The 21097-nt window shown below is 69.6% G+C and carries 21 protein-coding genes; 14 read left to right on the plus strand and 7 right to left on the minus strand.

Translation table 11 applies throughout. The features are described from left to right. Nucleotides 1-36: 36 nt before the first annotated feature. The 5 genes from HDR50_RS09725 (at nt 37) to thiF (ending at nt 4605) form a co-directional block, all read left to right on the plus strand. The gene (locus HDR50_RS09725) at nt 37-1605 is read left to right on the plus strand and encodes a lipopolysaccharide biosynthesis protein (protein WP_291357926.1); all 1569 of its coding nucleotides are present in this window, start codon (nt 37-39) and stop codon (nt 1603-1605) included. Between the two features lie 105 nt (nt 1606-1710). Next, on the plus strand, nt 1711-1908 hold the full coding sequence (thiS, locus tag HDR50_RS09730; protein WP_291357927.1) for a sulfur carrier protein ThiS: 198 nt from the start codon (nt 1711-1713) through the stop codon (nt 1906-1908). A 110-nt stretch (nt 1909-2018) separates the two neighbouring features. Then, nucleotides 2019-2792, plus strand: a complete 774-nt coding sequence (locus HDR50_RS09735) for a thiazole synthase (protein WP_291357928.1) — start codon at nt 2019-2021, stop codon at nt 2790-2792. Nucleotides 2793-2848: 56 nt separating this feature from the next. Continuing rightward, nucleotides 2849-3973 (plus strand): 2-iminoacetate synthase ThiH, encoded by a 1125-nt coding sequence (gene thiH / locus HDR50_RS09740; RefSeq protein WP_291357929.1) that lies wholly within the window; start codon nt 2849-2851, stop codon nt 3971-3973. After that, the gene (thiF, locus tag HDR50_RS09745) at nt 3970-4605 is read left to right on the plus strand and encodes a sulfur carrier protein ThiS adenylyltransferase ThiF (RefSeq protein WP_291357930.1); all 636 of its coding nucleotides are present in this window, start codon (nt 3970-3972) and stop codon (nt 4603-4605) included. The genes thiH and thiF overlap by 4 nt, the downstream gene beginning before the upstream one ends. Here the strand turns inward: thiF and HDR50_RS09750 are convergent. The 6 genes from HDR50_RS09750 to HDR50_RS09775 are packed head-to-tail and all read right to left on the minus strand — an operon-like array spanning nt 4598 to nt 11022. Then, nucleotides 4598-5059, minus strand: a complete 462-nt coding sequence (locus HDR50_RS09750; RefSeq protein WP_291357931.1) for a (deoxy)nucleoside triphosphate pyrophosphohydrolase — start codon at nt 5057-5059, stop codon at nt 4598-4600. The two genes, thiF and HDR50_RS09750, sit on opposite strands and share 8 nt — an antisense overlap. Continuing rightward, on the minus strand, nt 5056-7071 hold the full coding sequence (locus tag HDR50_RS09755) for an ABC-F family ATP-binding cassette domain-containing protein (protein ID WP_291357932.1): 2016 nt from the start codon (nt 7069-7071) through the stop codon (nt 5056-5058). Before HDR50_RS09755 ends, HDR50_RS09750 begins: the two co-directional genes overlap by 4 nt. Next, nucleotides 7068-8144, minus strand: coding sequence for an NAD(P)-dependent oxidoreductase (locus tag HDR50_RS09760; protein ID WP_291357933.1), 1077 nt, complete (start codon nt 8142-8144; stop codon nt 7068-7070). Before HDR50_RS09760 ends, HDR50_RS09755 begins: the two co-directional genes overlap by 4 nt. Continuing rightward, complete coding sequence (locus tag HDR50_RS09765) at nt 8141-9274, minus strand: hypothetical protein (protein ID WP_291357934.1); 1134 nt, start codon at nt 9272-9274, stop codon at nt 8141-8143. Before HDR50_RS09765 ends, HDR50_RS09760 begins: the two co-directional genes overlap by 4 nt. Before the next feature lies 1 nt (nt 9275). Continuing rightward, nucleotides 9276-10202, minus strand: coding sequence for a dihydroorotate dehydrogenase (locus HDR50_RS09770; protein ID WP_291357935.1), 927 nt, complete (start codon nt 10200-10202; stop codon nt 9276-9278). 1 nt (nt 10203) lies between these two features. Continuing rightward, on the minus strand, nt 10204-11022 hold the full coding sequence (locus HDR50_RS09775) for a dihydroorotate dehydrogenase electron transfer subunit (protein WP_291357936.1): 819 nt from the start codon (nt 11020-11022) through the stop codon (nt 10204-10206). A 118-nt stretch (nt 11023-11140) separates the two neighbouring features. Here HDR50_RS09775 and HDR50_RS09780 point away from each other — a divergent pair, with 118 nt between their 5' ends. Next, nucleotides 11141-12277 (plus strand): Xaa-Pro peptidase family protein, encoded by a 1137-nt coding sequence (locus tag HDR50_RS09780; protein ID WP_291357937.1) that lies wholly within the window; start codon nt 11141-11143, stop codon nt 12275-12277. A gap of 36 nt (nt 12278-12313) precedes the next feature. Here HDR50_RS09780 and HDR50_RS09785 read toward each other — a convergent pair whose 3' ends face one another. Further along, a complete protein-coding gene (locus tag HDR50_RS09785) occupies nt 12314-12910 on the minus strand; it encodes an adenylyl-sulfate kinase (protein ID WP_241159306.1) in 597 nt (198 codons plus the stop codon). 239 nt (nt 12911-13149) lie between these two features. On the opposite strand from HDR50_RS09785, the gene hisH reads away from it, so the two are divergent. The 8 genes from hisH to HDR50_RS09825 all read left to right on the plus strand — a co-directional run bounded on the left by hisH (nt 13150) and on the right by HDR50_RS09825 (nt 21092). Next, a complete protein-coding gene (gene hisH, locus HDR50_RS09790) occupies nt 13150-13800 on the plus strand; it encodes an imidazole glycerol phosphate synthase subunit HisH (RefSeq protein WP_291357938.1) in 651 nt (216 codons plus the stop codon). Next, nucleotides 13779-14558 (plus strand): imidazole glycerol phosphate synthase subunit HisF, encoded by a 780-nt coding sequence (gene hisF / locus HDR50_RS09795; protein ID WP_291357939.1) that lies wholly within the window; start codon nt 13779-13781, stop codon nt 14556-14558. The genes hisH and hisF overlap by 22 nt, the downstream gene beginning before the upstream one ends. A 23-nt stretch (nt 14559-14581) precedes the next feature. Further along, complete coding sequence (locus tag HDR50_RS09800; protein WP_291357940.1) at nt 14582-15427, plus strand: PP-loop family protein; 846 nt, start codon at nt 14582-14584, stop codon at nt 15425-15427. A gap of 445 nt (nt 15428-15872) precedes the next feature. Continuing rightward, nucleotides 15873-16256 carry a zinc ribbon domain-containing protein gene (locus tag HDR50_RS09805; RefSeq protein ID WP_291357941.1) on the plus strand — a complete coding sequence of 128 codons (384 nt, stop codon included), beginning with the start codon at nt 15873-15875 and terminating at the stop codon, nt 16254-16256. Nucleotides 16257-16275: 19 nt separating this feature from the next. After that, complete coding sequence (purB, locus tag HDR50_RS09810) at nt 16276-17580, plus strand: adenylosuccinate lyase (RefSeq protein WP_291357942.1); 1305 nt, start codon at nt 16276-16278, stop codon at nt 17578-17580. A gap of 10 nt (nt 17581-17590) precedes the next feature. Continuing rightward, nucleotides 17591-18151, plus strand: coding sequence for an orotate phosphoribosyltransferase (gene pyrE / locus HDR50_RS09815; RefSeq protein WP_291357943.1), 561 nt, complete (start codon nt 17591-17593; stop codon nt 18149-18151). Beyond that, nucleotides 18141-20333, plus strand: a complete 2193-nt coding sequence (locus tag HDR50_RS09820; RefSeq protein ID WP_291357944.1) for a L,D-transpeptidase family protein — start codon at nt 18141-18143, stop codon at nt 20331-20333. The genes pyrE and HDR50_RS09820 overlap by 11 nt, the downstream gene beginning before the upstream one ends. Nucleotides 20334-20336: 3 nt before the next feature. Beyond that, nucleotides 20337-21092: a hypothetical protein gene (locus HDR50_RS09825; protein ID WP_291357945.1), complete on the plus strand. Its 756-nt coding sequence runs from the start codon at nt 20337-20339 to the stop codon at nt 21090-21092. Nucleotides 21093-21097: the final 5 nt, after the last annotated feature.

Genomic DNA, 21097 nt, shown 5'->3' on the forward strand with positions numbered 1-21097 from the left:
GGGCGCACGCCCCGCATCCCCACGCCCCGCACCGCCATGCAAAAACCAACGCCCACGCTGGCGCGCCGTTACGGCTTCAAACTTTTGGCCAACATGGCCTCCGTTCCGGTCTACCTCGCCATGGAGGCCATCCTGCCGCGCGCCCTCGGGCCGCAGATGTACGGCAACTACAGCTTTGCCACCAATCTTTTCCAGCAGCTCTCGGGCTTTCTCGACATGGGCACCTCCACCTGTTTTTACAATGCCCTGTCGCGCCGCCGGGACGAGACGGCACTGGCCGGCTTTTACCTGCGCGTGAGCCTCGCCGTGGCCGTGGTGAGCGGCCTCTGCGCCCTGCTCATGCTCTGGCCGCCCGTGGGGGGCCTGCTCATGCCCGGGGTGCCGCTCTGGCTCGCGCCGCTGGCCGCGCTCTGGGCTTTTCTGACATGGTGGGGGCGCGTTTTGCGCTCCATGAACGACGCCCTCGGCGCCACCATCCCGTCGGAGCTCGCGCGCACCGTTATCTCGCTCCTCGCCGTGGGCCTGCTCGGCGTGCTCTTCTGGGGCAACTGGCTCACCATCGGGAGCCTCTTCGCGCAGCAATACCTCATGCTCGGCGCCACGGCTCTGGCCTTCTGGCTGGTGAGCCGCCGCCACTGGGAGGAGCGCGGCGTGCCCCTGCGCCTCAGGCCCGACAAGGCCCAGATGCGCGCCTATGGCCGCGAATTTTTCGATTACAGCCACCCGCTCTTCGTGCAGGCCCTGCTCTCCTTTTTCATGCTCACGGCCGAGCGCTGGCTGCTCCAGTGGTTCGACGGCAGCGCCCAGCAGGGCTTTTTTGCGCTGTCGCAAAAGGTGAGCATGGCCTGCTTCCTCTTTGTCTCGGCCATGACGCCGCTCGTCATGCGCGAGCTCTCCATCGCCTGGGGCGAGAAGGATGTCAGGGCCATGGGGCGCCTGCTTACGCGCTTCGCGCCGCTGCTCTATGCAGTGGCCGCCTATTTCTCCTGCTTTACCCTCGCCGAGGGCGCGGCGCTGGTGGATTTTTTTGGGGGCGCGGAATTTGCGGCCGCGCTCTTGCCGGTGCAGATCATGGCGCTCTATCCGCTGCACCAGGCCTATGGCCAGCTTGCGGGCTCGGTGTTCCACGCCACGGGGCGCACGCGCGTTTTGCGCAACATGGCGGCGCTGGAGTGCGTCTACGGCTTCGCGACCGCGTGGTTCCTGCTGGCCCCGTCGCATCTCGGCGGCCTCAACCTCGGGGCCACGGGCCTCGCCGTCAAGACCGTGGCCGTGCAGTGCGTGACCGTGAATGTCTATCTCTGGCTGGCCTCGCGCTTCATCCCCTTTGATTTCTGGCGCAACGCCGCCCATCAGGTGCTGTGCGTGGCCGCCCTGCTGGCGCTGGCCTTCGGCGCGCGCGAGGCCACGTCTTCGCTGGCGGCGCTGCTCGGTGGCACCGGGAGCGGCCCGCTGGACGGCATCGCCCGCTTCGTCCTCTCCGGGGTGGTCTATACCTTTCTCACCGGCGGGCTCTGCCTCTTGGCGCCCGGCCTGCTCGGCCTCACGCGGCGCGAGCTCGCCGAGCTCGTGGTGCGCTTCCGCATAGCCGTGCTCAGGCGTTGAGGCCGGCCTTTCCGGGATGCCGGCCGCTTGCAATCCCCCCTGCCAAGGCTTAGGATGCGGGTTCGGGCAGCGCTTGCGGCGTGGCCCCGGAACCCGGGAGACAGCATGGAACTCATCATCAACGGCACGGCCGAAAAAGGGGACTTTTCCACCGTGCTCGCCCTGCTCGAGGCGCGCGGCCACGCCCCCAAGGCCGTGGTCGTGGAGCTCAACGGCGAGATCGTCCCCGCGGCGGAGTTCGCCGGCCGCGCCCTCGCCGACGGCGATACGGTCGAGATCGTCCAGTTCGTGGGCGGCGGCTAGGTTCGCGCCCCGGCCCCCGCGCGGGCCGCTTTCCCCTCTGGCATCCGGCTCCTTTTCTTCCCTCCCCCAACGCACACTCTGGAGGCGCCGCCTCGGGCGGCGGAGGCACTATGCGGGACGATCCCCTGGTCATCGGCGGCGTGACCCTGAAAAGCCGCCTGTTCATCGGCACCGGCAAATACGGTGACGACGCCCTCATCCCCGCCGTGGCCGAGGCCAGCGGCGCGGAGGTCATCACCGTGGCCATGCGCCGCGTGGAGCCGGGCCAGAAGGGCGTCATGGGGCACATCCCGCCGCACATGCGCCTTCTGCCCAACACCTCGGGCGCCCGCACCGCGGAAGAGGCCGTGCGCCTCGCGCGCCTCGCCCGGGCCGCGGGCTGCGGCGACTGGATCAAGATCGAGGTCATCTCGGACACGCGCCACCTGCTCCCCGACGGCTACGGCACGGCCAAGGCCACGGAACTGCTCGTCGCCGAGGGCTTCACGGTGCTGCCCTACATCAACCCGGACCTCTATGTGGCCCGGGCCTGCGTGGACGCCGGCGCCGCGGCCGTCATGCCGCTCGGCGCACCCATCGGCACCAACCGGGGCCTCCAGACCCGGGAGATGATCGCCATCCTCATCGAGGAGCTGGACATCCCCATCGTGGTGGATGCGGGCATCGGCCTGCCCTCCCAGGCCTGCGAGGCCATGGAGATGGGCGCGGCCGCGTGCCTTGTGAACACGGCCATCGCCTCCTCGGGCGACCCGGTGCGCATGGCGCGGGCCTTTGGCGCGGCTGTGGCGGCAGGGCGCGACGCGTGGCTGGCCGGCCCGGGCGCGGTGAAGAAGCGCGGCGAGGGCGCCGAAGCCTCGTCCCCGCTCACCGGCTTTTTGCGCTGAGTTTTTCAGGCCCCGGCGAGAAGCCGGGGCGACCTTTTTTCCAGTCCAGGTGCATGATGGAAACGTTTCAGGAATTTTTGCAGAACTGGCCGGCCGGCCGGCGCAGCGAAACGGCCGCCCGCGCCACCTCGGCGGATGTCACGGCCGTGCTCGACAAGCTCGCGCGGCACTGGCTCTCGCCTGAGGACTTCCTCGTCCTCCTCTCGTCGGCGGCGGCCAAACACCTCGAGGCCATGGCGCAAAAGGCGCACGAGCTCACCCTGCGCTATTTCGGGCGCGCGGTGAGCATCTTCACGCCGCTCTATATTTCGGATGTCTGCACCAACCAGTGCCGTTACTGCGGCTTCAACGCGAAGAACAAGCAGCCCCGCCGGCACCTCAGCGTGGACGAGGCCGCGGCCGAGGCCTTCGCCATCGCCGATTCGGGCTTCCAGCACATCCTCCTGCTCACGGGGGACGCGCCGAAAATTTCCTCCCCGGAATATATCGCCGACGTGGTGCGCCGCATCAAGCCTCGCTTCGCCTCGGTGGGCATCGAGGTCTATTCCCAGACCGAGGAAGAGTACCGCATGCTGGTGAAAGCGGGCGTGGACTCCATGACCATGTTCCAGGAGACGTACAACCCGGAGCTTTATGCCTGGCTGCACCCGGCGGGCCCCAAGCGCGACTACGCCTTCCGGCTGGCCGCGCCGGAGCGGGCCGCGCGCGCGGGCATGCGCTCGCTCGGCGTGGGCGCGCTGCTCGGGCTGGACGCCTTCGAGCAGGACGCCTTCGCCACCGGCCTCCACGCCTGGTGGCTCCAGCGGCACTTCCCCGGGGTGGAGGTGAGCGTGTCCATCCCGCGCATCTGCCCGCACGAGGGAGAATTCGAGGTCACGCACGGCGTCACCGACCGGGAGCTCGCCCAGTATGTGACGGCCCTGCGCTGCTTTTTGCCGCGCGCGGGCATCATCTGCTCGAGCCGCGAGAGCGCCTTCATGCGCGACCACCTGGTGCCGCTCGGCGTCACGCGCGTCTCGGCGGGCGTGTCCACGGCCGTGGGCGGCCGCGCCACCGAGGACCTGCACAATCCCGGCCAGTTCGAGATCACCGACCACCGCAGCCTCGAGCAGATGATGGCCGACCTCGCGGCCCACGGCTACCAGCCCGTGCTCAAGGACTGGGAAGACCCGGCGGCATGAGCGGAGGCGAGGCGCGGGCACCTGCGGCGGCCAATCCCGACACCCTGCGCGAAGGGCTTGCCCGCTATTTCACTGCGGACGAGCTCGCCCGGCTCCGCGCCGCGCGCGTGGGCATCGCCGGCGCCGGGGGCCTCGGCTCCAACGTGGCGCTCATGCTCGCGCGCTCGGGCGTGGAGGACATGCTCATCATCGACCACGACGTGGTGGACGCCTCCAACCTCAACCGCCAGCAGTTCTGGCCGCGCCATGTGGGCCGGCCCAAGGTGGAGGCCCTTGGCGAACTCCTGCGCGAGCTGAATCCGCACATCCGCCTCGAGCTTGTCAACGCGCGCCTGGACGAGACCAACCTGCCGGCGCTTTTGCCCGCGTGTCCCCTCTGGGTGGAGGCGCTGGACGCTGCGGACACCAAGACCCTGCTCGTGGAGCAGGCCCTGCTCGCCGGGCGGCGCATCGCCTCGGCCTCGGGCGTGGCCGGCGTGGGCGGGGCGCCCATGCGGCGCCGGCGCCTCGGTGATCTCGTCCTGGTGGGAGATTTTGCAACGGATGTGGCCGACGCGCCGCCGCTGGCCCCGCGCGTTACCCAGGCCGCGTCACTTTTGGCCGACGCCGTGCTGGAGTGGATCCTTAACTGAGCGGGGGCGCAACGGCCGCTGCGGTGCCCTCCGGCTTCTGCAATTCCCGCACAATATCCGCATCCGCCGGAAGGAAGGCCATGGTGGCGGCTTCTTCGGGAGTCACCCAGGCGAGCGCCTGCCCCTCGCGGGCCACGGGCTCGCCGTCAAATTCCGTCACATGGAAGAAGTGGAGCCGCACGCGCATGCCCCGCGCAGGATAAGCGTGCTCCGCCACGCGCCAGAACGTGGCCTCGCGCACCGTGACGCCCAGCTCTTCGGCAAGCTCGCGGGTAAGCGCCGCTTCCGCGCTTTCCCCGGCTTCGAGTTTGCCGCCGGGCAGTTCCCAGAAGCCCGCCAGCGGCTTGCCCTCGGGCCTTTGCGCGGCGAGCAGGCGCCCCCCGCGCCAGAGGATGCCCGCGGCCACGTCAATGAGCGGCAGGTCGTCGCACGCGGACTTGACGCCCCCGCTCATGCGTCCTTCTCCGCGGCCGCGGCGCCGTGACGGGCGCGGACCTCATCCAGCTTTGCCTCCAGCTCGGCCATTTCTTCCACCAGGGTCTCGCCGCGGCTGCGGCACTCCTCGAAGCGCTTGAGCAGTTCGCCGGAGCGGGCGTGGTCGGCATAGACCTCGGGGTCGGCGAGCTGGGCTTCCGCCGCGCCCTGCTCCTCGAGCACGCGGGCGAGCTCGGCCTCCAGCTTTTCGTATTTCTCCTGCAGGGGCTTGAGCGCCTTGTGCAGGGCGTTGCGCTGGGCCGCCTCCTCGCGCTTGCGTTTTTTCTGGTCCTCACGGGAGAGGGCCGCCATGCGCGGCGCAGGCTGCGCGGCTTCCGCCGGGGCGTCACCGCCGTCGAGGGTGAGCAGGGCGCTCGCCGAAACCCCGGCCAGCCGGGCCTTGCGCGCCGCGTCATAGGCCGCGAAATCGGGGTAGACCGTGATGCCCCGGCTGTCCAGCTCCCACGCCTCGGCGCCCACCTGCGAGAGCAGCCAGCGGTCATGCGCCACCATGAGCAGGGTGCCGTCGAACTTTTGCAGCGCCCGCGCCAGGGCCTCGCGGCTTTCAAGGTCGAGGTGGTTGGTGGGTTCGTCCAGGAGGAGGAAATTGCAGCGCTTCAAGAAGAGGCTCGCCAGCACGAGGCGGCTTTTTTCGCCGCCGGAGAGCGCGCTCACCTGCCTGTCGAAATACTGCTGCCCCAGGAGGAAGAGCCCGAGCACGCTCATGAGCTCCTCCTCGGTGGTGCGCGGGTCGGCAAGGCGCCGGAGCTCGGCCAGCACCGTGGTGTCGGGCCTGAGCGTCTCCATCTGGTGCTGCGTGTAGTAGCCGAGGCGCGTGAGCGAGCCCGTGACCAGCGAGCCTCCCGTGCGCTCGAGGCTGCCGGCCAGGAGCTTGAGCAAGGTGGACTTGCCGCAGCCGTTGTGGCCCACGAGCGCGATGCGCGCCCCCCGGTACAGGGTGAAGGTGAGCGGCGGCCACATCGTCTTGCCGTCCGGGAAGTGGAAGGCCAGCTCCGCCGCCGAGAGGACGACCTTTTCCGAATGCGGGGCCTCGGGCCAGACGAAGTTGAGCTCGCGGCGCTTGGGCTCCGGGCGGTAATCCTCCAGCTCTTTTTCCAGCTTTTTCGCCATCTTCTGCCGCGATCCGGCCTGCCGGGCCTTGGTGGCCTTGGCGCGGAAGCGCTCCACAAAGGCCATCTTGCGGTCGAGCTCGTCCTGCAGGGCCTTGGCCTCGCGCTCGCGCTGGGCGTTGTATTCCTCCTGGAGGCGCAAAAACTGGCTGTAGGTGGCCTTGCGGTAGACAGGCCTGGAAAGCCCCAGATAGAGGACATGCGTGCCCACATTGTCCATGAACACGCGGTCATGGGCCACAAAGACGAGGGCGCCCGAGAAGTCGCGCAAAAAGCCCTCCAGCCACTCCACGGCCTCCATGTCGAGGTGGTTGGTGGGCTCGTCGAGCAGGAGCACGTCCGCCCCGGCCACGAGCACGCGCGCGAGCTTGGCGCGCTCGCGCCAGCCGCCGGAAAGCTCGCGCAGGGTGCGGCCCCACTTGGCCTCGGAAAAGCCGAGGCCCGAGAGCACGGCCTTGGCGCGGTGCTCCGGGTTGTAGCCGTAGACGGCCTCGAGCTCGGCCTGGCGCTCCATGAGGCGGCCGAGGCGCGCCTCGTCGCCGGCCTTGGCGGCTTCCTCCCACTGGGCCCAAAAGTCGTTCCAGTCGTGGAGCACGTCGAGCACATAGGTGAGCAAGGGCGTATCCAGCGCCTCGTCGGAAAGCTCCTGCTCCACATAGCCCAGGCGGCAGCCTTTGGGCAAAAGCACGCGGCCGCCGTCCGGCGCCTCCACGCCCGCGAGCAGCCGCAACAGGGTGGACTTGCCCGTGCCGTTGGGCCCGCAGACGCAGAGCCGCACGCCGGAATCCACCTCCAGCGAGAAATTGTTGAAGATGTCCCGGCCGCCAAAGGCCTTGGAGAGTTCCTGAACGGCGATCTTCACAGCCAGCCCTCGCGGCGGTAGCCGGCCACGGCCTCGGCCATGCCGGCCTCAAGGTCCATGCGCGGCGCGAAACCGAGCTCGTCGCGGATGCGCCGGGCGTCGCAGAGCCAGCCGGGCGCCCGCGCCTCGCGGTATTTGTCGAAGTTCCAGTTGGGGGCGCGCCGGGGCGCCCCGACGCCGCAAAGGCGCGCAAGGCGCGCGATGGCCGCCCCTGCGAGGCTTGCGAGGGCCGCGGTCACGGCCATGAGCGGCAGGGGGAGGTGCAGGATATGCACGCGCTCCCGCCCGAGGGCCTTGCCCATGGCCCGGCAGAAGGAGGCCATGTCGTGGCTTGCGCCGTCATCGAGATAATAGGTGCCCCGCGCCGCCGGGTCGCAGGCGAGGAGGATGGCCTGCGCCGCGTCGTCTGCATGGATGACGGAAACGGGAAAGCTGCGGAAGAGTCCCGGGCTTACGGCCACGCCCCGGGCGACACCCTTGAACACCGGCAAAAGGCCCTTGTCGCCAGAACCGTAGATGATGGGCGGCCGGAGCACCACCAGGCGCCCGCCGAGGGCGCGGCCGAGGATCTCCTCGCTCAGGAGCTTGGACCAGCCATAGGCCGAGACCGGGCGGCAGGGGATGTCCGGGGAGCCGGGGCTGCCCGGGGCTTTCGCCGGGTCAGCCGCCGGGCCGGCCGCGGCAAGGCTGGAGACGAGCACGAAGCGCCGAAGCGCGGGGGAATCTTGCGCGGCCCGGGCCAGTTGGGCGGCCGCGCGGCCATTGGCGCGCAGGTAGTCCTGCCAGCCGAGCCCAAAGAGCAGGGCGGCCATGTGGATGCAGATTTCCTGCCCGGCCATGGCTTCCGCAAGTCCCTCGCCAGTGCCGCAGTCTCCCCGGGCCACGGCCACGCCGGCGGGCAGGCGGCTCACGTCCGAACCGTGCCGCGCGAGGCAGGTCACCTCGGCGCCGGTCGCGAGGAGCTGCGGCAAAAGGTGGCCGCCCAGAAAGCCGGTGCCGCCGGTGAGGAGCACGCGCTTGCCCGCGAGCTGCGCGGGGGCGTGATGGGGGGAGGGTGCCGCGGCGTCCGTCATGGCTCGTTGATCTCCCGGCGGTAGATGCGGTAGCGCTTGACGATGCGGCCGGAAAAATCCTCGATGAGGTCGTCGATGGCCACATTGTCCTCCAGCACCCAGGAGCCCTCCACCCACTGGAAGTCGGGGCGCCGGCGCGCCGTCTCGAGCATGGCGTCGAGCAGCAGCAGCGGCAGCCCGAGCAGGCGGTATTCGGGCCGGATGCCGAAGAGCATGATGCGGTAGCCGCCGCGGATCTCCGCGCGGGCGCGCCACCAGTGCCACGGCGCCGAGAGGCCGATCTTGCCGTTCAGGCGCTTCAAGAGCGGGTTCATGTCCGGCAGGGCCACCATGCCCGCGGCCGGCTCGCCCTTGTGGAAGAAAAGCAGGAAGAAATCCGGGTCGAGGATGGTCTTGAGCTCCTTCACGTGGCGCTCGGCCTCGCCGGGCGAGAGCGGCGAAAAGCCCCAGTTGTCCGCCCAGGACTCGCGGTAGATCTCGAGCATGGCGCGGATGTCCTCCGCCATGGTGGCCTTGCTCGAGGTGCGCGCCGTGAAGCGGCCTTCGGCCTTGAGCCGCGCCACCTCTTCGGTGAGCCAGTCGGGCAGCACGAGGCTCTTGCGCTCGATGAGGTAGGCGAAGAGGTCTTCCTCCTTGCGCAAGTGCCAGCTTTCCAGAAGGCGGGTGTACCACGGCGGGTTCCACGGCATCATGATGGCCGGCGGCCGGTCGAAGCCGTCCACCAGGAGGCCGCAGGTGTAGTTGGTGGAGGGGTTGAGCGGCCCGCGAAGGTAGGTCATGCCCTCTCCGCCAAGCCAGTCCCGCGCGGCGGCGAGCAGGCCGTGCGCGGCCTCGGGGTCGTCCTCGCAGTCGAAAAAGCCGAAGGCCCCGCAGGTCTGGCCGGCATAGGCATTGTATTTCTCGTCCACGATGGCGGCGATACGGCCCACGGGGCGCCCGTCGCGCCATGCGAGGAAAAGCTCGCGCCGCGCGGTCTCCCAGAAGGGGTGCTTGCCGGGGGTGAGCAGGGCGCGGTCCTCGCTTTTCAGCGGTGGCACCCAGAGCGGGAAGCCGCCGAGGATGCGCCACGGCAGGTCGATGAAGGCGGAGAATTCCTCGCTCGTGCTGACGGGCCGGATGCGCGGGGCCATGCTAGTCCGTCACCAGCGCGCCCGTGAGCTCGCGCGGGGAAGCGGCGCCCGCGCGCTCGCAGGCGGCGGGAAGCTCCGCCACGAGGGCGAAGGCCGCGTCGGGACGAAGGAAGTTGGCCGTACCCACCTGGATGGCGCTCGCGCCCACGAGGAGGAACTCCAGCGCGTCGTCGGCCGTGATGATTCCGCCGAGCCCCACCACGGGGATGCTGACGGCCCGCGCCACCTGCCACACGCAGCGCAATGCCACGGGCTTGATGGCAGGCCCGGAGAGCCCGCCCACGATATTGGCGAGCGCCGGGCGGCGCCTTGTGAGGTCCACGGCCATGCCGAGCAGGGTGTTGATGCACGAGACGCTGTCCGCCCCGGCGTCCTCCACGCTCTTCGCCATGAGGGCGATGTCCGTCACGTTGGGCGAGAGCTTGACCATCACGTGCTTGTCCGGGGCGCCCTCGCGCACGGCGCGGGTGACGGCGTGGGCGAGTTTCGGGTCCTGCCCGAAGAGGGCGCCGCCCGCGGCCACATTGGGGCAGGAGACATTGACCTCGAGGGCGGCGATGCCCGGCTCTCCATTGAGGCGGCTCGCGAGCTCGCGGAATTCCTCCGGGCTGGTGGCGTAGAGGTTGGCGACGATGGCCGTCTCGCGCCAGGGCAGGTGCGGGAGCTTGAAGTTGAGGAAGGCCTCCACCCCGTCGTTCTGCAGGCCCACGGCGTTGAGCATGCCGGCCGTGGTCTCCACGATGCGCGGCTGCGGGTTGCCCTGGCGCGGCTTGAGTGAGAGCCCCTTGACCACGATGCCGCCGAGGGAGGCGAGGTCGCCGTAGGGCGCGAATTCAAGGCCGCTCCCGAAGGTGCCCGAGGCCGTGAGCACGGGGTTTTTCAGCGTGAGGTCGCGGCATTGCCCCTTGAGGGTGACGGAAAGGTCCATATCAGAGCTCTACCTGGTTGGCCCAGAACACCGGCCCCTGGGTGCAGACCTGCACGGGCGTTTCGCGTGTGGCGGCCACGGGCCACGCGGCCGTGGTGCGCGTCACGCAGCCGAGGCAGGCGCCCACGCCGCAGGCCATGCGGTTTTCGAGCGAGAGTTGGGCGCGCGCGCCGAATCTGGCGGCCAGCTGCTGCACGGTCAGGAGAAAGGGCCGCGGCCCGCAGGCGAGCACGAGGCCGTGCTGCTCCGCATTGTCGCGGATGCGCTCCTGCAGGGAAAAGAGGAAATCGTCGAGGTCGCCGGATTCGGGCTCGCGCAGGGTGTCCACGGGGATGCGCTCGTTGATGCTGTCCACGGGGTAGCAGCCCAGGGGCTCGCGGTGGCCGAAGAGCATGGTGAGGTTCCACGGCTGCGGGTGCCGGTTCACATAGCCCACGAAAGGCACGATACCCATGCCGCCGGCGAGCAGCAGGGTGGGGGTGTCCTCCTCCATGGCGAAGCCGTTGCCGAGCGGGCCCCAGACGCGCACTTCGTCGCCGGGGACGAGCTTGGCCATGCGCTGCGTGCCGCGGCCGTGGACCTGGAAAAAGCAGATGAGGTGCCGGGCCGTCATGTGGCAGATGCCGAAGGGCCTGGCCCACGGGATCTCAAGGCCGAAGGAGAGCGGCCGCACCATGACGAACTGGCCGGGGCGCCAGCGGTTCCAGTCGGGCCAGTCGGGGCGGGAAAGGCGCAGGGCGAAGAAGCGGTGCTCCGGCCCGGTCTGGCCGAAGGGCACCAGATCGAGGACCGTGAGCAGGCTCGAGGATGGAGTGGACATGGCGTTGCTATACTCCGGGAGGGGCGGCACGGTCAACCGAGGGCCGGCCGGGGCCTGCGGGCCGGGGCTTTCCCCCGGGGGCTTTGCGCGCTAGCATGCGCAAGCAGAGGAGGGGAACATGGAAACACTGGCAGGCGAGGAAAGGGAGAACGGCATCACGCCCGAGGCGCGCGCGAACTACGCGGCCCGGCGCGACAGGCTGCGCGGCCTCATGGCCGAACGCGGGCTGGACGCCCTTCTGGTGAGCCGGGCGCCCAACCGCTTCTATCTCTCCGGCTTCGAGCTGCATGACCCGCAATGCAACGAGAGCGCGGGCTCGCTCGTCATCACGGCCGACGGGCGCGACTGGCTGGCCACGGACGCGCGCTACACCGACGCGGCCGCGCGCCTCTGGGATGAGGACCGCATCTTCCGCTACGGCGGCGACGCCGCGCGCGACCTCGTGGGCCTTTTGCGGCGCTCGGGGGCGCGCGCGGGCTTCGAGGCCAAGGGTGTGAGCTTTGCCTTCGGGCGGGAGCTCATGGCCCATGCCGGGCGCTTCCCCGCGCTTGAGGGGGCCGACGGCCTGGTGGAGCGGCTTCGTCGCTGCAAGGAGCCGGCCGAGATCGCGGCCATGGAAAAGAGTTTCGCCCTCAACCACAGGCTCATGCGCCATGTGGAGGAGGGCCTTGCCCGCGGCGAGTGGCGCGGGCGCGAAGAACGGGAACTGGCGTGGGAGATCGAGCGCTTCTTCCGCGAGAACGGGGCCGAAGGCCTCGCCTTTGCGAGCATCGTGGCAGCGGGGCCCAACGGGGCGCTCCCGCACGCCATCCCCGGGAGGACGCGCATCCCGGCCGAGGGGCCGGTATTGGTGGATGTGGGCTGCCGGGTGGACAGCTACTGTTCTGACCAGACGCGCACGTTCTGGGCCGGGGACGCGCCGGGCAAGGAATTTTCGCGCACGCTTTCGCTGGTGCGCGAGGCGCAGTCCGCGGCCATGGCCGTCATGAAGCCGGGTGCGGCCTTCGCCGAGGTCTATGCGGCGGCCGCGGCCGTGTTCGCCGCCGCCGGGGTGGAAAAGCGCTTCACCCACGGCCTCGGGCACGGCGTGGGCCTCGAGACGCACGAGGCGCCGAGCCTGTCGCCGCGCGCCACGGGCGCGCTCTTGCCCGGCATGACCGTCACCGTGGAGCCGGGCCTCTACTACCCCGAGTGGGGCGGCGTGCGCTGGGAGCACACGGTGCTCGTCACCGAAGACGGCATCCGGCCTTTCTGAGGCCGCAACCCTCCCAACCCGGTCCCGGGGACGGCCCTACTGTTTCAGGCAGTGCACGGAGGCCGGGGGCAGCGGCAGCACGGGCGAGCGCAGATCCTCGCGGAATTCGCGCCAGCTGCGGCTCACGTTGAGCGCGTCTTCGGCCACGTCGCGCAGGGCCACATAACTTTCCGCCAGGGTGAGGCGGTCGGTGTCGATAACGGCGTCGGCGCGCAGCGGTTCGTCAAAGGCGTCGGCCACGCCGGTGAGGCGCTCGAGCTCGCCGCGGGCGGCGCGGGCGTAGAGGCCCTTGGTGTCGCGGTCGACGAGGGTCTTGAGGGCGCAACGCACCCAGATTTCGCGGTAAAGCGGGATCTGCTCGCGGTTTTTGCGGCGCATGCACTCATAGGGCGTGATGGCGGTCACGATGCAGACCTTGCCCTGGGCGTGCAGCTGGAGCGCATGCTCGCGCATGGCGTCGATATTGCGGATGCGGTCGGCGGGCGTGAAGCCGGTGAAGCCGAACTGCCGCCTGAAGGCGTCGCCGTCCACATGAGCCACATTGTGGCCCTGGCTTTCAAGATGCAGCCGAAGCAGGGAGCCGAGCGTGGTCTTGCCGCTGCCGGAGAGTCCAAGCAACCAGATAACGGGCATGATGCGAACCTCGTTTGCCGTCGGCGGCGGGGCCGCCGGGCCATGGCTTTGCGCCGTTGATGTTTGCCCGGACATCTGCAAGAAGCCGGCCAACCCTTGCGGCACAAGGCTTTTGCGCGCCCCGCGTGAGCTTTTTGACGCCGGCGCCCCGGCGCCGGGCGCTGTACAGGCGCGTCAAAGCGGGATAGGCTCGCCTTCCGCCCTCAGCCTGGGGGCGCGAGTGAAGGCCGGGAGGGACGATGCTCGCCATTGTGGATTACGGAGCCGGAAATCTGACCAGCGTGCGCCGCGCGCTCGAGCATTGCGGTATCCCCAGTGTCGTGACCGCGAACCCGGATGAATTGCTCGCGGCGGAGGGCGTCATCTTCCCCGGGGTGGGCGCGGCCGGGCAGGCCATGAAAGCCCTGGCGGACGCAGGCCTCGAGGCGCCGCTGCGCGAGATCGTTGCGGCCGGGCGCCCCTTTCTCGGCATCTGCCTCGGCTGCCAGATATTGCTTGAAAAAAGCGAGGAGGGCGATGTCACGACGCTCGGCCTCGCGCCCGGCGTGTGCCGCCGCTTCCCGCCCGCCATGCTGGAGGAGGACGGCACGCCCGCCCCGGTGCCGCACATGGGCTGGAACCGCCTCGAGGTGGTGCGGCCCACGCGCCTTTTGGCGGGCATAGCCCCGGAGGCGGAATTTTATTTCGTCCACAGCTATTATGTGGATACCGAGCCGGCCCTCGAGATCGCGCGCACGCGCTACGGCCGCGAGTTTTGCTCGGTCTACGGGCGCGACGGCTTCTGGGCCGTGCAATTCCACCCCGAAAAGAGCGGCCGGCCGGGGCTTCGGCTGCTGGAAAATTTTTACGCCTATTGCCGGGAGGCCGCATGCTCTCGAAACGGGTCATAGTCTGCCTCGACGTGCGCGACGGGCGCCTCACCAAGGGCGTGCGCTTCACCGGCAACGAGGACATCGGCGACCCCGTGGAAAGCGCGCGCCGCTATTATGAGGAAGGCGCGGACGAGATCGTCTTTTACGACATTACGGCCTCGGCCGAGCGGCGCGGCATCTTTCTTGATGTTGTGAGGCGCGTGGCGCGCGAGATCTTCATTCCCTTTTCCGTGGGCGGGGGCGTGGCCAGTGTGGCCGACATGCGCGCGGTGCTGCTGGCCGGGGCGGAGAAAGTCTCGGTCAATTCCGCGGCTGTGCGCGACCCGGAACTGGTGGCGCGCGGGGCGGACGCCTTCGGCTCGCAGGCCATGGTGGTCGGGATGGACGTGCTTGCCGTGCCGCCCAGCGAGGCGATCCCTTCCGGCTATGAGATCGTGGTCCATGGCGGCCGCAAGCGCACCGGCCTCGACGCGCTGGCCTGGGCGCGCCGCTGCGAGGGCCTGGGCGCGGGCGAACTTTGCGTCAATTCCATCGACGCCGACGGCACGCGCGACGGCTACGAGCTCAGGCTCACCCGCGCCATCGCCGACGCCGTGAACATCCCGGTCATCGCCTCGGGCGGCGCCGGCGAGCCCCGGCACCTCTTGGAGGCCGTCACCGAGGGGCGGGCCTCGGCGGCGCTCGTGGCGTCCATCGTGCATTTCGGGCAGTACAGCATCCGCGCGTGCAAGGAATGTCTCGCCGAGGGCGGCGTGCGCACACGGCTCACATGGTAGGGGCTCACCTGACAGGGACTCGCATGGCAGGGGCTCGCGTGGCAGGGGGGCTCGAGGCGAAGGCCGCGCGCCTGCGCGAAGTGCTTTCCGGCATCCCGCGCATGGCCGTGGCGTTTTCCGGCGGGCTGGACAGCCGCTTTCTCTGCCACGCGGCGCAAGGGGCCGGTTGCGACCTCCTGCTCATCCATGGCGCGGGCCCGCATGTGCCGCCGGAGGAAAGCGCCGAAGCCGAAGCCTGGGCGCGCGCCCGCGACATCCCCATCGCCGTGGAGCGGCATGACCCCTTGCTGCTCCCCGAGGTGGCGGCCAACAGCCGCGAGCGCTGCTATGCCTGCAAGCGGGCGCTCATCGCCAGCGTGCGCGCGGCGCTCGAGTCCTGCGAGGAGGAGAATCTCGTCCTCTGCGATGGTGGAAATCTTGACGACCTCAAGGCTTTCCGCCCGGGGCTCAGGGCCGTGGCCGAGGCCGGCGTGCGCTCGCCGCTGGCCGAGGCCGGCCTTGCCAAGGCGGATATCCGCGCGCTTGCGGCCGCCACGGGCCTTGACCGCCCCGACCAGCCGGCGCGGCCCTGCCTGCTCACGCGGCTCGCCTACGGCATGGAACCCACGGCGGGGCTTTTGGCGCGCGTGGCCCGTGCCGAGGCCGCCCTCGCCGCGCTGGACGCCGCCGACAGGGAGGCCCAGGGGCAGGACGGCGGTTTCGGGGATTTTCGCCTGCGTCTCAAGCCAGCGCCGGTCTTTCAGTGCAGCCGCCTGCCCGCGCGGCTCACGGCAGCCCTTGAGGAAATCATGGCCGCGCACGGCTTCGCGCCGTTCACCTTGGTCACGGGCGAGAAGGTGAGCGGCTTTTTTGACGCGGGAACACGCTGATATGCGGCCTCGCGGGCTGGACTTTCCCGCGGGGATGTCCTATTCATAAGCACTTCTGCTGCGACCGCACCGCGGGCGGCACAGAAGACCATTTCTGGAGGAGAAAAGACCCATGGCCCACAAGAAGATCGAGCGCAAGAAAGAGCTGGACCGCCGCCGCAAACGCCGCGCCGAGCGCATGAAGCTCCGTTTCCGCGAAGCGCGCAGCGGCCTCAAGGCCTGAGTGCGTCCGCGCCGGCTGCGGGTGAGCCCGGGGCAGGCGCGGCACGGGTTTTCCGCCGTGGAGGGCGGCGGTTTAGCGTCAGTGGTCGAGAAGGACGGCCGGCGCGCGCTTTTGCGTGCCCGGCGTTCTGTGCGTTTTTCAGGCCGCGGGCCGAGAGCGTGGCCGGCGGCATAACCTCAAGGGAGACGGCTTCGGCGTGCCGCCGGGCCGCAGTTCTTCGCCATGCCGATTTACGAATATCAATGCCCCAAGTGCGGCAACATCTTTGAGGAATGGGCCAAGGCTTCCGAATCGCACAAGGAGGAGCCCTGCCCCCAGTGCGGCACGCCCTCGCCGCGCATCATCTCGCGCACGTCCTTCGTGCTCAAGGGCGACGGCTGGTATGTGAGCGATTACGGCTACCGCAAGGGCATCACCGAGGACGGCGGCGGGGGCGCGGCGGTGCCGGCCCCGAGCACGCCCACCACGCCGGCCAAGCAGGGCGAGAAGGCCCTTGCCACGACGGACGCCAAGCCCGCCAAGGCCGAAGCCCCCGCGCCCAAGGCCGAAAAGGCCGCCAAGCCCGCCAAGGCCAAGGCCGCGGCCAAGCCCGCCAAGAAGGCGTGACCCGCCCCGCGAGGAAGGCATGATCGAACGCTATACCCGGCCGGAAATGGGCCGTATCTGGACTCTGGAAAACCGCTACCGGGCATGGCTCGCCGTGGAGCTCGCCGTGTGCGAGGCCTGGGCCGAGCTTGGCCGCGTGCCGGCCGAGGCCGTGGCCGTCATCCGCGAAAAGGCGGATATCGACGTTGACCGCATCCTCGCCATCGAGGAAGTGACGCGCCACGATGTCATCGCCTTTTTGACCTCGCTGGAAGAAAAAGTCGGCCCGGAGGCGCGCTTCATCCACCTTGGCTGCACCTCGTCCGACATTGTGGACACGGCCAATGCCCTGCTCCTCCAGCAGGCCGGGGCGCTCATCCTCGAGGACATCGACGCCCTGCTCGCCACGCTGAAGGACCTCGCCGGGCGGCACAAGGGCGTGCTCTGCATGGGCCGCACCCACGGCATCCACGCCGAGCCCACGAGCTTCGGGCTCAAGATGGCCGGCTTTTACGCCGAATTTTCCCGCCATCGCCGCCGCGTGCGCGAGGCGCTCGAAAATGTGCGCGTGGGCAAGCTCTCCGGCGCCGTGGGCACCTACGCCTTCGTGACCCCCGAGGTGGAAAGGCTGGCCCTCGAGCGCCTGGGCCTGCGCGTGGACCCGCATTCCACCCAGATCGTCCAGCGCGACCGCTATTCGCAGTTTTTCTGCGCGCTCGCCATCCTCGGGGGCGGCATTGAGCGCCTTGCCGTGGAGCTCAGGCACCTCCAGCGCACCGAGGTGCTGGAAGCGGAAGAGGGCTTCGGCAAGGGGCAGAAAGGCTCTTCGGCCATGCCGCACAAGAAGAACCCCATCTCGGCCGAAAACCTCTGCGGCCTCTCGCGCCTTCTGCGCGGCAACGCCCTCGCCGCCCTGGAGGACCAGGCCCTGTGGCACGAGCGCGACATCAGCCATTCCTCGGTGGAGCGTGTCATCATGCCCGATTCCACCATCATGGCCGACTACGCGCTGGCGCGCCTCAACCGGGTGCTTACGGGCCTCGTGACGCACCCGGAGCGCATGCGGGAAAATATGGACCGCTCCTTCGGGCTCTATTTCTCGCAGCGGGTGCTCACCGCGCTCATCGCCACAGGCATGCCCCGGCAGGAGGCGTACGAGGCCGTGCAGCGCCTCGCCATGGAAAGCTGGCAGAGCCGCCGCCCCTTCCCGGAACTGGTAAAGGCGGACGCGGCCATCGGCGGGCGCCTCGGCGCGGAACTCGACGGCCTTTTCGACCCAGCCTATTACCTGCGCCACGAAGACGCCATTTTCGCCCGCGTCTTCGGCCCGGACGCGGAAAACTAGCGGAGGCCCCATGCAGCAGGAGCAAAAGCGCCGCCTCGCCCGCATCCTCAAGGAAAAATCCTACCGCGAGGGGGATTTCGTCCTCGCCTCGGGCCGCAGGAGCGACTATTACTTCGATTGCCGCGTCACCGCGCTCTCGGCCGAGGGCTCGTGGCTCATCGGTTCGCTCTTCAACGACCTTCTTGCCGACCTCGCCATCCGCGGCGTGGGCGGCATGACCCTGGGCGCCGACCCCTTGGTCACGGCCACCACGGTCATCTCGTGGGAGCGCGGCCGGCCGCTGCACGGGCTCATCGTGCGCAAGGAGGCCAAGGGCCACGGCACGGGCCAGTTCGTGGAGGGGCTCGGCAATTTCGCGCCCGGCGACGCCGTGGCCATGCTCGAGGACGTGGTGACGACAGGCGGCTCCCTGCTCAAGGCCTGCGAGCGCGTGCGCGACGCGGGCCTCGAGATCGCGGCGGTCTGCGCCATCCTCGACCGGGAGGAGGGCGGCCGCGAGGCCATCGCCGAGGCCGGCTACAACCTGCTCTCGCTCTTCACCCGCAAGGAGCTTGTGGACCTTGCCCGCTGAACGCGCCAGAGGGCCGCGTGCGCGCATGCTCATGGCGTGCGCCCTGGCGGCGTGCCTCCTTTTCGGGGGCGCCCTGACTGCGCCGCCCGTGCTGGCCGACAACTGGCAGGCCACCCTGCGCAACGAGGGCCTGCCCGGGAAGCTCGTGGGCGTGGACAAGAAGCACAAGACTTTCCATTATTTTGAAAAAAAGAGCCCGCTCAAGCTGCGCTATTCCTACCCTTGCGTGACGGGCCAGCTTGACGGCGACAAGCAGCAGGTGAACGACCTGAAGACGCCCGAGGGCGTGTACTTTGTGGAATACAAGATCGCGGGCGGCCTGGACTTTCGCGAATACGGCGGTATCGCCTATACCCTCAACTACCCGAACCCGGTGGACCGCCTGCGCGGCAAGACCGGCCACGGCATCTGGATCCACAGCAAGGGCTTCGACCTCGTGCCCACCAAGGGCTGCGTGGCCATCGGCCTCAAGGACATCGCCGAAGTGGGCCCCCTGCTCACGCCGGGTACGGCCGTGGTGCTCGCCGAGGAATTCGACGCCGCCCGCCAGCCCGCGCCGGACGACGGCACCGCGGCGGAGCTGCGCGGCCTCATGCGCGACTGGAGCGACGCCTGGGCCGCGCGCTCCGACGCGCTCTTCGATTTTTACGACGCCCCGGCCTATTCCCGCGCCACCGAGGACTTCGGGGCCTTCCGCCGCAACAAGGAACGGCTCTTCAAGATTCTGAGCTTCATCAAGATCTACAACCGCGAGATCCATGCCCTCGAAGGCCCCGGCTACTGGGTCACGTGGTCGGAGCAGTTCTACACGGCCTCCAACCTCTCCACCGAGGGCATCCGGCGCCTCTACTGGCAAAAGGGCGACGACGGGAAGTTCCGCATCGTAGGCATGGAGTGGACGCCGCGCGACGTGGGCATGCAGGCGGATTTCAAGCAGGGCCGGCTCGTGGCCGAGGCGCCGCGCAATGTGCGCACGGACGCCGGCGGCGCGGACCCGGAAATGCCGGTGGCCCCCAGGCTCGACATGCCCGAGGCCCCGGCCGTCGGCGCCGTGGCCGCTTCGGCAAAACCCGTTGCGGCGGCCTCGGAACAGCAGCCCAAGGCCGGCCCGGCCATCGCGGCGGCTGCGGGCGAACAGCTCGTCGCCATCAGCGACCCGCTCGTGCCGCGCAAGACGCCCGTGGCGCCGCCGGCGGAGATCACCTGGGGCAGCGGCAGGAGCATGGACGCGCGCCAGGGCGCGCCCGGCGCGGAGAATGCGGCCCCGGCCGTTCCGGCGCCCCCCGCGCCTGCCGAGACGCCCGCGACCCCGCCGCAGGAGCCGGCACCCGCTGCCGCAACCCCGCAGGCCCTGACACCGGCCCCGCAAGCCGCCCCGGTACAGGAAGCGCCCCCCGCGCAGGAAGCGGCGCCCGAAGCCTTCACCGCCGAGGACAAGGCCGCGCTCGCCCGGGATGTGCGCGCCTGGAACAAGGCCTTTGCCGAGCGCTCGGCCGACATCGCCGATTTTTATGACCGCAAGGAATATAACCGCCTGCCGCATGCGCTGGGCGTGCCGCGCGGGCCATCCTATGACAGCACCATGCGCGCCCTCCAGCGGGAGTTCCGACAGCCGTGGATGCGGGTGGTGGAGCGCGAGCCCGTGCTCGAATACCACTACCCGGTAGCAGTGAGCCGCTGCGAGCAGATGGTCGTGGGGCCCGAGGGCGCGGTGCAGGGCCTGCGCACGCTCTGGTGGTGCAAAGATGCCGACGGTGAGTTCCGCATCGTGGGCTCGGAGTTCAAGCACGGCGAATACGGGCTCGCTGCCGATTATCTGGAGCTCGTGAGCGGCGAGGTGAGCCGGGCCGTCGAGGCCTGGCGCAAGGCCTGGGAAGGCGCCCGCGTGGACGACTACATGGCCTATTACACGCCGGACGCCGTGCAGGGAGGCCGCGCGGGCAGCCGCACCATCCGCAGCCAGAAGGAAGGCCTGTGGAGCCGGGTCAAGCCGACCATGGTCAACCTTTCGGGCCTGCGTCTCGCCATGGACAGGCGCGGCATCCGCGCGGACATGACCCAGGCCTATGCGGACAGCGCCGGCCGCAGCGACCGCGGCGTGAAGACGCTGCTTCTGCGCTATGACGGCCAGGGCTGGCGCATCCAGCGCGAGGACTGGGCCCCCGAGGCTCCGGCGAGGTAGGCCGTGCGCTACCGCGAACAGCTCGGCATCATCCTCATGCGCGACAATGGGCCGCGCCGCAGCTTCCGCTTGAGGCGGAGCCACTTTTTCGCGCTCGTCATTTTTTTCGGCTGCATGCCCGTGGTGTGCGCCGTGCTCGCGTGGCAGTGCTGGCAGCTCTGGCAGGAAAACGCCAGCCTGCGCGCCAACATGCAGCGTTTCGAGATGGACTGCCAGACCGCTCAGGCCACGGCCGAGCGCTTGCAGAATTTTGAGGAACTCTTGCGCGAGGAGGGCGTGCAGGGCCGGGAGCTCCTGCTCCGGCGCCTCGCGCGCACGGGCGGGGACGCCCAGGCGCAGGAGGGGGCGGCGAGCGCCGAATCCTCCCAGGCTGCGGCCGCGTCATCACCGCTGGGCGACGGCCCAGGTCACGAAGACTTCCCCGAAGTGGACACGGGCCGCGTGAAGGTGGCCAATGTGCAGGCGCGGGCGCTCAGGGGCAATGGCCTGCGTATCGGCCTCGACCTGCGCAACACGGAGACGCAGAAGCTCCTCGCGGGCACGGTTTCCGCCACGCTCGTGACGGCCTCCGGGCAGAAGTGCCCGCTTTCCTTCGACCCCGAAGACGTGGGCAATTTCCGCATCAGCCGCTTCAAGCGCGCGGTCATGGTGGCCCGCGTGCCCGACCAGTACAGCCTCGTCAACGCCCAGGTCATCCTCGAGGTGACGGAGCAGGACTCGGGCCTCATCTACCGCAATATCTTCGCCGTGGAACGGTAAAGGAA

The organism is Desulfovibrio sp., from assembly GCF_014803725.1.
In the GTDB taxonomy this organism is placed as follows: Bacteria; Desulfobacterota; Desulfovibrionia; order Desulfovibrionales; family Desulfovibrionaceae; genus Desulfovibrio.